Annotated in this window: 5 protein-coding genes; 3 read left to right on the top strand and 2 right to left on the bottom strand. The window is 72.4% G+C overall.

From position 1 onward, the window contains the following. Positions 1 to 306 precede the first annotated feature (306 nt). Entirely contained in the window at positions 307 to 1,899 is a 1,593-nt protein-coding gene (locus tag EAO70_RS06575) for a M4 family metallopeptidase (protein WP_148002070.1), read from the bottom strand. Between the two features lie 1,316 nt (positions 1,900 to 3,215). Between EAO70_RS06575 and EAO70_RS06570 the strand changes: the two genes are divergently transcribed. Both EAO70_RS06570 and EAO70_RS06565 read left to right on the top strand, forming a co-directional pair. Beyond that, entirely contained in the window at positions 3,216 to 6,044 is a 2,829-nt protein-coding gene (locus EAO70_RS06570) for a helix-turn-helix transcriptional regulator (RefSeq protein WP_148002069.1), read from the top strand. Positions 6,045 to 6,372: 328 nt separating this feature from the next. Next, the gene (locus EAO70_RS06565) at positions 6,373 to 8,070 is read left to right on the top strand and encodes an AAA family ATPase (RefSeq protein WP_261992706.1); all 1,698 of its coding nucleotides are present in this window, start codon (positions 6,373 to 6,375) and stop codon (positions 8,068 to 8,070) included. 72 nt (positions 8,071 to 8,142) lie between these two features. On the opposite strand, the gene EAO70_RS06560 is transcribed toward EAO70_RS06565, so the two are convergent. Further along, positions 8,143 to 9,225, bottom strand: coding sequence for a Ku protein (locus tag EAO70_RS06560; protein ID WP_148002067.1), 1,083 nt, complete (start codon positions 9,223 to 9,225; stop codon positions 8,143 to 8,145). Positions 9,226 to 9,298: 73 nt separating this feature from the next. On the opposite strand from EAO70_RS06560, the gene ligD reads away from it, so the two are divergent. Beyond that, the gene (ligD, locus tag EAO70_RS06555; protein WP_148002066.1) at positions 9,299 to 10,195 is read left to right on the top strand and encodes a non-homologous end-joining DNA ligase; all 897 of its coding nucleotides are present in this window, start codon (positions 9,299 to 9,301) and stop codon (positions 10,193 to 10,195) included. Positions 10,196 to 10,481 lie beyond the last annotated feature (286 nt).

Raw genomic sequence — 10,481 nt, 5'->3', positions numbered from 1 at the left:
CTCTCTTGCTTTCAGGTGCCGCCCGTTCTTCTGCGGTGGCAGGGGTACACACCGGGACGGCAGGGCCGGTACGCCCATGACCTGTCGTGGGGAGGCAGGTGTCCGTGGATGGTGGGTGGCCTGCCGGTGAGCGGAAACCTACGAACGTGTGTGCCTGGCGCGCTATACGCGGGTCGCATCTACGGATGCCTATTTATTCCGGCCMGGTCCGGGTCCGGGTCCGGGTCCGGGAACGGGAACGGGTCCGGGTCCGGTCCGGACSSGTCCGGACCGGTCATCTCGTGGAGCGGGTGGGGGGCGGTGGGGTCAGCCCTTGACGTTGACGCCGGACCAGGCGGCCTTCACGGCCGCGACCTCGGTGCTGTTCGCACCGTAGAGGTCGGTCGCGGCCTGGACGGTCCCCTTGCGGGCCGCCGCGTAGGTGGTCGTGGAGGTGAAGTACGAGGTCAGGGCCTTGTACCAGATCTTCACGGCCTTGTCCCGGCCGATGCCGGTGACGGTGGAACCGTCCTTGGTGCGGCTCTCGTGCCGGACGCCGTTGACCTTCTTGACACCGCTGCCCTCGGAGAGCAGGTAGAAGAAGTGGTTGGCGACGCCGGAGGAGTGGTGGACGTCGAGGTTCCTGGTGTTCGTGTCCCAGTAGTCGGCGGACTTGCCGTCCCGGCTGGGGGTGTCCTGGTAGCGCAGCGGTGTGCCGTCACCGTGGATGTCGATCTTCTCGCCCAGGAGGTAGTCGCCCTGGTCGGCGGGGTTGGCGGCGTGGAACTCGATGGCGGTGCCGAAGATGTCGGAGGTCGCCTCGTTCAGCCCTCCCGACTCGCCGCTGTAGACGAGGCGCGCGGTGGCGTCGGTGACGCCGTGGGTGAACTCGTGGCCGGCCACGTCGAGCTGGGTCAGGGGGTGCTTCCCGTCCGCGCCGTCGCCGTAGTAGATGGCGAAGGTCTCGTCGTCGAAGTAGGCGTTGGCGTGCTTGACGCCGTAGTGGACGTAGGAGGCGGGCGCCTCGCCGTCGTTCCTGATGCCGTCACGCCCCAGTACGTCCTTGTAGAAGTCGTGGGTCTTGGCGAAGCCGTACGCGGCGTCGACGGCCGCGGTCTGCCGCGCGGTCCCGTCGCCCCAGACGTCGTCGGCGTCGGTGAAGAGGGTGCCCGCGCCGCTCTGCCGGTTGTTCAGGTCCACCGTGCGGTGGTTGCCGCGGGTGCCGTCGACGAGCTGGTAGCCGTTCGTGGTGCGGGTGCTGACCAGGTCGACCTTGCCGCTGTACTGGCTGGTGTCGTCGGCGACGCTGTGGATCGTCTGGTACTCCGCGAGCTTCTCGCCCGTGGCGGCGTCGGTGACGACGTGCAGCCGGCTGGGGGTGCCGTCCTCCTGCTCACCGCCGACGACGGTCTCGTAGGCGAGGACGGGGGTGCCGGCGGCCGCCCAGATCACCTTGCGCGGCGCCTTGTCCGCCTCGACGACGGGCTTCTCCACGTCGGCGGTCTCGGCCGCCTTCACCGCGGCCGTCTTCGCGGCGCCCGGCGTCAGCTTCGGTGTCAGGGAGCCGATCGCGAGGGTGCGGTCGGTGGCCCGGGTCACGCCCTTGACCGCCCCGTCGCCCGCGCGGTGGACGATCAGATCACCGCCGAGGACGGGCAGTCCGGCGTAGGTGCGGTCGTAGCGGGTGTGGGTGGTGCCGTCCGCGTCCTTGACGACGTCGCGGACGACCAGCTTCTCCTTGCCGTCGAGCCGCAGGGCCGAGGCGGTGCCCGCCGGCGAGGTGTCCGGTGCCGCGGCCCGGGGGGTGGCGCCCGCGATCGTCGTGCCGCCGACGGCCAGCACGGCCACCACGACGGCGGTGGCGCCGCCGGTCAGGGCGAGGCGCTTGCGGGATATGGAAGAAGACACGTGTGCTCCCATGCGTACATGTGGGGGGGGTGAGGAGGCGTCAACAAAACCTTGAACCAAAGGGGTCGGCCTGGGTTCATGGAGAAGATAGCCACCCCTTCATGAGCATGTCACCCCTCGCATGTCCGAATGGGCGGCCGAAGTCGCAAAAATGGCAGGCTTGTTCACGCAGAAGAAAAGAAGAGTGACGTGAACGGGGGTCCCTCGGTTCCGATACGTCTCATGACGTCACCCGGACAAGGAGGCGGAGAGCGGAGCGCCGATTATTGAACGAAAGGGCGGACACTTTGTTAATCCGCTCCTGCGGAATCGCCCCGGGGAACGTACGCGGCCGACGGCGAAGTCCCCGCCGGCCGCGATCGAATGGCCGCCGAGCGGACGAGTCGACGGCGTGCGGGGGCCGGGCACTCCCCCGCCGCCCGGACCTCCCCGTGAGTGCCGGATCCGCCAGGACGTCGCCGGAGCGCCGCTGGCCCGACGCACATGACGCACGCACCGGGGCGGCCCCGGCGAACGCCTTCGACCTGGGGAAACGACCCGCCGACCTACGTACGCCCTCGCGCACTCCCGTCCGCCGCGACGCATGCTCGACACGCCGGGAGCACGACCTATGGAGGTGGAGGCGGCCCGCCACGGGCCGCTTCCGGAACGTTGATTGCGTATCCGTGGATCCCACTCTCCGGATATTCGGAGGTACGGAGGGGTCCATAAGGTTCAGATGTCGGCCAACCGGACCCACAGGGTGACGCAGGAAATGTGCGGAACCCGCCCAGCCTCGGTTGGCCGGCACTGTGCACGGGCGTGCGGAACGAGTTGTGCGCGCCGCCTCGGGCTGTCCCGGCCGGACGGCATCGCGCTCTGCTTATCGGCAGTCGGTGGGGCGTTCCGCGGCGCTTCTTCCCGCCGAAGGCTCTTCCGCACGCCCGGGCACCCGCGGCCCACCGCAAATGGGCGCCCGCCTATGAATCTCCGTTGTCGCCCGTTCACTTCGGACGGCCCGCCGCCTTCCACGCGAATCCACGCGAAGAAGAGCAGGGGAATCCTGACTCCGCACCCGTGTTTTCATAACGTCCTTGCGATACGGTGCAGGAATCGTCTCGCGCGGACCGGGTCGCCCGGGCGCGGGCACGGACTCGCGGCGGGTGCGGCGGCATGCCTGTACGCGGCCCGGGCGCGGGCACGCGACGCGTTTCGCCCGAGTTCTGCCGCTGGGGCGGTGTCGGCCCCGCGCTCCCCCGCCGCGCCGGAGACGAGGCGCCTGGCTGGTATGTCCGGGCCGCCCGGAGGAGTCCGGGTCGCCCGGAGGAACGGAGAGCGGGGATGGCTACGTGATCGAGACACCTGGTTCCGCCCTGCGCCCCCTGGAACGCACCTTCGCCGGCGAGGGCGCCGAACCGGTGCTGCTGTTCGTCGAAGGCGTCGCCGGTGCGGGCAAGAGCCACCTGCTCCACACGCTGGCCGAGCTGCCCGCGGCGGCGGGCACGGCCCACACGTGGTGGCGGTGCGGCGCCGGCGGACCGCCGGGGAAGCAGGAGGGGCCGGAGCAGGACGAGTGCCCGCGGAAACCGGTCCTGTGGCTGGTGGACGACGTCCACCGGGCGGATGAGGACGAGCTGCGGCAGCTGCGGCAGGTCCTCGCGGGACTGGGACCGGGCTCGGCTGCCGTGGTCGCCTACCGGACCGAGGAACTGCCCGTGCCCGGGCTGCCGTTGGGCGGTCCCCCGATCGCGTACCCGCCCCGGCTCACGGTGCTGCGGCACCGCCTTGCGCCCTGGGACGAGGAACGTGTCCGCCGGGCGGCGGAGGAGACACTGGGCGAGGGCTGCACGGCCGAGGCGGTGCGCAGGCTGCACGAGCTCAGCGGCGGGGTGCCCCGGGTGGTCGTCGATCTTCTGACCGTACTGAGGGAGCAGGGGCCGGCGTCCGCGAGTACGGCCGCCGACGTCGAGGCGGCCGGTGCGCCGGCCCGGCTGGCGGAGCTGGTCCTCAGCCGTACGCACGCGCTGGCCCCGGCGCACCGGCCGGTCGTCTGGGCGGCCGCCGTCCTCGACGGGCCCGTCGGCCGCGACGAGCTGATCGCCGTGTCCGGCCTCGGAACCGCGGCGGGGGGCGACGCGCTGCTGCGGGCCCTGGAGGTCGCCGCCCTCGCCGAGCCGGCCGAGGGCCGCTACGGCTTCGCCGTCCCGCTGGCGGCACCGGTCGTACGGGCCGTCGTGCCCGGGCCGGTACGGCAGGACCTGCACGCGCGGGCAGCCGCGGTCCTGGAGCGCGGACCGGCCGTGGCCTGGGACGCCGTGGCCGAACACCACAGAGCCGCCGGCGGAACCCGCAGGTGGCTCAAGGCGGTGAAGAAGGCGGCCGAGTCGGCGGCGGCGGCCGGCCGCCACCAGCAGGCCATCACCCTGCTGGAGAGGACGCTGGCCACACCCGGCCTGTCCCCGCGGGTCCGGGCCCGTCTCGCCCCGCTGCTGGCCCGCAGCGCGGTGACCGGTCTGCGCTCGGACCAGACCGTGCAGGTCCTCACACAGATCGTGCGGGACGCCTCCCTCCCCCCGGCCGTGCGCGGAGAGTTGCGGCTCGACCTGGGGCTGATGCTGTGCAACCAGATGGGCAACTTCCCCGAGGGATGGCGGATGCTGGAGACCGCCGCCGACGAACTGCGCGAGGTCCGGCCCGATCTGGCCACCCGCGCCATGGCGGCCCTGGTCACCCCCTTCTGGCCGGGTCCCCCCATCGACGTCCACCGGCAATGGCTGGTCAAGGCCACCGCCGCGGCGGACGCCAGCGGCGACGACGTCATGCGCACGGCGATCCTGGCCAACCACATCACGCTCGCCATGAGCTGCGCCGACCCGGAGGCGTGGGACCTGGTGGAGCAGCTGCACGCGCGGAGCGACGATCCCGCACATGCCCGGCAGGCGGCACGCGGCCTGTGCAACGCCGCGGACCTCGCGGTCTGGCTCGGCTTCTACGGACGGGCCGAGGACCTGGTGGCGGAAGGACGCGACCTGTCGGCACGAAGCGGTGCGCCCTACACCGAACAGGGCGTGCTGGGCACGCGGCTGCTCCAGGAGTGGTGGACCGGACAGTGGCCGGGCCTGGCCGAGCGGTGCGAGGACTTCATCGCCGTGACCGCGGACATGCAGTACCTCGCCTCCGACGCCTACCTCGTGCGCGGCCTGCTCGCCCTCGCCAGGGGGGACTGGGGAGAGGTCGTGACCTGGCTGACCCAGCGGGGCACGTTCGGGACGGAGAGGCTGCCGGTGCCCCTGGCGGCGACGGCGGCCGGTGCCATGATCCGTCTGGCTCTGGCCCGCCAGGAGGTGGAAGCCGCCGCGGAACAGGCCCGCGCCGCCTGGACGGCGGTCGCCATGAAGGGCGTGTGGCCGTGTGCCGCGGAACTCGCGCCGTGGGCCGTGGAGGCCCTGGCCCGCACGGGTGACGAGACCGCGGCGCACCGCATGGTCCAGGACTTCTCCCGGGGCCTCGGCCGGCGTGACGCTCCCGCCGCGCAGGCCGCGCTGCTCTGGAGCCGGGCCGTACTCGCAGAGACGGAAGCACTGGCCCGGGAACAGCGGGACGGTCTGCTGCGGGCCGCGGAACTGTACCGGGAGGCCGCGGCCGCCTACGCGGAGCTGCCCCGCCCGTACAGTCAGGCCCTGACCACCGAGGGCTCCGCGCGCTGCGTGCTGGCGGCCGACACCGAGACGGGCACCGAAACCGAGACGGGCCTCGAAACCGACGCGGAGTGTCCCGTCCCGGCCGCGGATGTCAGGGCCGCCGGCTCACCGCCGGACCCGGGCCCGGCCCCTCACGGCCCTTCCGTCGTGTCGGCGGTCACCGCACTCGAGACCTGCGCCCGGCGCTTCACCGAACTGGGCGCCGTCTGGGACGCGGCGCGGGCCAGGGCGCTGCTGCGCACGAGCCGGCCGGTGAAGAAGGGCCGCCCTCCCGGCCGGCCCTCGCACGCCGACGAACTCTCCCCCCGCGAGGCGGAGGTGGCCCAGCTCGCGGCCTCCGGGCTGACCAACCGGGAGATCGCCGCGACCCTCCACCTCTCGCCCCGGACGGTGGAACAGCACATCGCCCGCGCCATGCGCAAGACCGGCGCGCTCTCCCGGCGCGACCTCGCCCACCGGCTGGAGCAGACTCTCTGAGCCGCGAGCCGCGAGCCGCGAGCCGCGAGCCAGGAGCCGGCAGCACGGCACGCCCACCACGCGCGCACGGCAAGCAGGGAGTTCAGACGGACGCGTGGCCCGCGCAGGGAAATCGTGGCAGCCGTGCGGCAGGCCGCGCCTTGCACCGTGGGGCGTTGAGGTTCGTCGTTCTCGTTCGTGGTGCCCACGGCCGGAGTGTGTCGTGGCGGTCCGAGACCGCGGGCCGGGCGGTATTACGCTTTCCGGGGGCCCGCAGGGCGGGATGTCCGCGGCCTGTGCGGTCGGTCGGTCGGGGGTTTGGTCGGGGGGAAGCGTGGCGGGAGAGTCCGTGTCCAGGCGTACCGCCAAGAAGTGCGAGCGGCTGTGGCGGGAGGGGGTCGCGCTGCTGCGGCTCGGGCAGTACGACGCCGCKGCCGTGCGGTTCACCGAGGTGCTGGAGTACGACCCCACCGCCGCCGACGCCTGGCTGGGGCTGCACGCCACCGGGCGGTCCCAGGCCGAGGCCGTCGAGGCCATGGGGCGGTACCGGCACACCTTCGGCGAGCTGCGCACCACGTGCGCGCTGACCGTCCGTTCGCGGTTCGACCTCGGCCTCTACGTCTCCTTCCGCCTGGAGACCTCCCGCGACCTCTGGCTCGCCGGCATGGCGCAGCGGCTCTCCGCCGGGCAGGTCGACGAGGCCGAGCCCGCGCTGCTCACCGCCGTCCTCGACTGCGACGAGACCCGCTTCCTCTGCACCCGGTACGCCTACCTCAAGCAGAACTGGCCTCTCGTACTGGAGTTCTCCCGGGGGATCGAGGCCTCCTTCCTGCGGGACGAGGCCCAGCTGTACGTCGGCTACGCGCTCGCCCGTCAAGGCGTCTTCCACGAAGTCCTGCGCGCCATGGCGCCGCTCCCCCACGCGCTGGAGCGGGGCGGACGGTTCGACGGCGAGGTCGCGTACCTCCGCGGGCTCGCGCACGAGGGCCTCGGCGACCACCACGAGGCGCTGCGGCAGTTCCAGTACGCCTTCCGCTGCTTCCCCGGGCTCGCCGACGTCGCCCGGCGTGCGCAGGTCCAGACGCCGGTTCCGGCACCGGTCCCGGCGGCACCGGTCCCGGCACCGGTCGGGACGCCCGTCCCTGAAGGGGCTTCCCCCGCCACCACAACCGACCCGCGACTCGACGAAGCGCTCGCGCGGCTCGACGGGATGATCGGGCTCGAACCGGTCAAACGGCAGGTCAGAACCCTCGTCGCCCAGCTGCGGATGGCCACGGTCCGTCGCGAGCAGGGGCTGCCGACCACCGCCGGGCCTCAGCACTTCGTCTTCGCCGGGCCGCCCGGCACCGGCAAGACCACCGTGGCCCGCATCATCGGCGACGTCTTCGCCGGGCTCGGCATGCTGGAGTCGGGCGGGCTCGTCGAGGCCTCGCGCGTCGACCTCGTCGGCGAACACCTCGGATCCTCCGCCGTGAAGACGAAGGCCGTCATCGACTCCGCCCTCGGCGGTGTCCTCTTCGTCGACGAGGCCTACGCGCTCCACAACACCGGCTACTCCGGAGGCGACGCCTTCGGCAAGGAAGCCCTGCAGGTGCTGCTCAAGCGGGCCGAGGACGACCGCGACCGGCTCGTCGTCGTCCTGGCCGGCTATCCGGACGAGATGGCCGCCCTCCTGTCGACGAACCCCGGCCTCGCCTCCCGTTTCAGTACGCGGATCGACTTCCCCTCGTACTCGGCCGACGAACTCCTCCGGATCGCGCACGGCGTTCTGGAGGCGCAGGGCGACGTCGTCGACGAGGACGCCGCCGCCGTCCTCCACTCCCACTTCCTGAGCGTCGTACGGGACGGGCTCGTCGACCGGCTGGGCAACGGGCGACTCGCCCGCGAGCTGTGCCGCAAGGCCGCCTCGTGCCGCGATCTCCGGCTGTACGACACCCACGGCGGGCACGCGACCCCCAGCCGCGAGGATCTCGTCACCGTGCGCGTCGCCGACGTCAACACCGCGTTCGAGGAACTGCGGTCGGCCTGCGACCCGCCCGGCAGGTGAGGACGGAACCCGGCTCGCCGACGCGGCTTGCCGCCCGCTCAGGAGGCCGCCGCCACGCCACGCGTCCCCGCCTCAGGCCGAGCGCCTGCCCTGTGCCGTCTTCTTCGCCGGCGCCTTCTTGGCCGTCGTCTCCTTCGCCGCCGTCTTCCTCGTCGTCGCCTTCTTCGTCGTCTTCTTCGCCGTCGTCTTCTTCGCCGTCGTCTTCTTCGTCTCGGCGCTCTTCGCCGTGCTCCTGCCCGCCGCCGTCTTCGCCGTCGACTTGCGTGCCGGGGCCGCCGTCTTCCTCGCCGCCGTCTTCGACGTGGACTTCTTGGTGTCCGTGGCCTTCGGCGTCGCCCGCGGCTTGAGTTCGGTGACCACCGCGTCCTCGCCCCTGGCCTCCTTCGCCGCCCGCACGCTGTTCTCCAGGGCCGCCATCAGGTCGATGACCTGGCCGCCGGTGCTCTCCTCGCCCGCCTCCGGGGGTGCGACGCCCTCGCCGCCCTCCGCCTTCGCCGCGATCATCTCCTCGACCGCCGTGCGGTAGTCGTCGTGCAGGCTGCTCATGTCCACCTCTCCCAGGGTGGCCATCAGGGCGTCCGCCAGGTCGAGTTCGGCGTCCCGTACGCTCACGGGGTTCTCCGGAGCCACGCCCTCGGGCGCGCGGATCTCGTCCGGCCAGAGCAGGCCGTGCATGGCGATGACGTCGTCCACGACACGGAGCATCCCCAGGCGTTCACGGCCCCGGAGGGCGTACTTGGCCACCGCCACCTTCTCGCTGCGCTTCAGCGCCTCGCGGAGCAGGGTGTACGGCTTGGCCGCCGGGACGCCGTTCGCCGAGAGGTAGTACGCGGCGTCCATCTGAAGCGGGTCGATGTCGCCGGCCGGTACGAAGGCCACGATCTCGATCGTCTTCGCCGTCGGGAGCGGCAGCGAGGCCAGATCCTCCTCGGTGATCGGGATCATGGTCCCGTCGGCGTCCTCGTACGCCTTGCCGATCTCCGCCTGCGAGACCTCCTCGCCGTCGAGCTCGCACACCTTCTTGTAGCGGACGCGCCCGCCGTCCTCGGTGTGGATCTGCCGGAAGGAGACGGACCGGCTCTCGGTGGCGTTCACCAGTTTGATCGGGATGCTGACCAGGCCGAAGGATATGGCGCCGTTCCAGATGGATCGCACAGACGTTCCCTTCGGGTCGGATCAGGGCGTTTCGTCGTGCCCGATTTGTCGTGAATCGTGCGATTCTCATCGTATGACGCCTCTCACGGAGGTGGAGGGGCGGCGCCTGGCGCTCAGCAACCTGGACAAGGTGATCCACCCGGTCACCGGCACCACCAAGGGCGAGCTGCTCCACTACTACGCGACCGTCGGGCCCGCGATCCTGCCGCATCTGCGCGACCGCCCGGTGTCCTTCCTACGCTATCCGGACGGTCCCGACGGGCAGCTCTTCTTCACGAAGAATCCGCCGCCCGGCACACCCTCCTGGGTGAGGACCGCCCCCGTGCCCCGCTCCGAGGACCCCCGGGCCCGGCAGGTGGTCGTCGAGGACCTCGCCTCGCTGATGTGGGCCGCGAACCTGGTCGTGGAGTTCCACACCCCGCAGTGGACCGCCTCCTCCCCCGCCGTCGCCGACCGGCTCGTGTTCGACCTCGACCCCGGGGCGCCCGCGACGGTCGTCGAGTGCTGCCGGGTAGCCCTCCACCTGCGCGCGCGGCTCGCCGAGGACGGGCTGGAGGCCTTCGCCAAGACCTCCGGCTCCAAGGGGCTGCACCTGCTCGTGCCGGTGGTGCCCACGCCGTCGCCGCTGGTCTCGGCGTACGCGCGCACGCTCGCCGTCGACGCGGAGGCCGCGCTGCCGGGGCTGGTCGTCCACCGGATGGCCCGGGCCCTGCGGCCCGGGAAGGTCTTCGTCGACCACAGCCAGAACGCCGCCGCCAAGACCACCGCCACCCCCTACACCCTGCGGGCGCGGCCCCTCCCCATGGTCTCGGCGCCCGTGACGTGGGAGGAGGTCGAGGACTGCGCCGAGGAGGCCGCGGACCCCGGATCCCTCGTCCACCTCATGGATGACATCGCGCCACGTCTTGAGCGTCACGGGGATCTCCTCGCGCCACTTTTCGCGCCCGAACGGGCGGGAGAGGTGCCATGAACCGGCCGGTAACCCGGCCCGTGACCCATCGGAAACCGGCCTCGGACCGGTGGCCGGGCCCGGAGTGGGGGGCGTCGGGCGTACGGGTCACGGGGGCTGCCGAGGTACGGGGCTCGGCAGGGCCGCCGTGGTCCTCGTGGACCTCCGGCGTACGGCCACCAGGGTCTTCGCGGGCCTCCTGCGCACGCCTCCCGGGACGCTCGTCGGCGGCTCCGGAGCCTCCCGCGCCACGGAGCACAGGCCGTCCCGCACCGACGAGCGGCCCGACGCGGCCCTCCGTGCCACC

Origin of the sequence: Streptomyces sp. adm13(2018), from assembly GCF_008042145.1 — a bacterium.
Classification (GTDB): domain Bacteria; phylum Actinomycetota; class Actinomycetes; order Streptomycetales; family Streptomycetaceae; genus Streptomyces.
The sequence above is the reverse complement of the archived record's forward strand: the minus strand, read 5'-3'. Positions and strand labels throughout refer to the sequence as shown.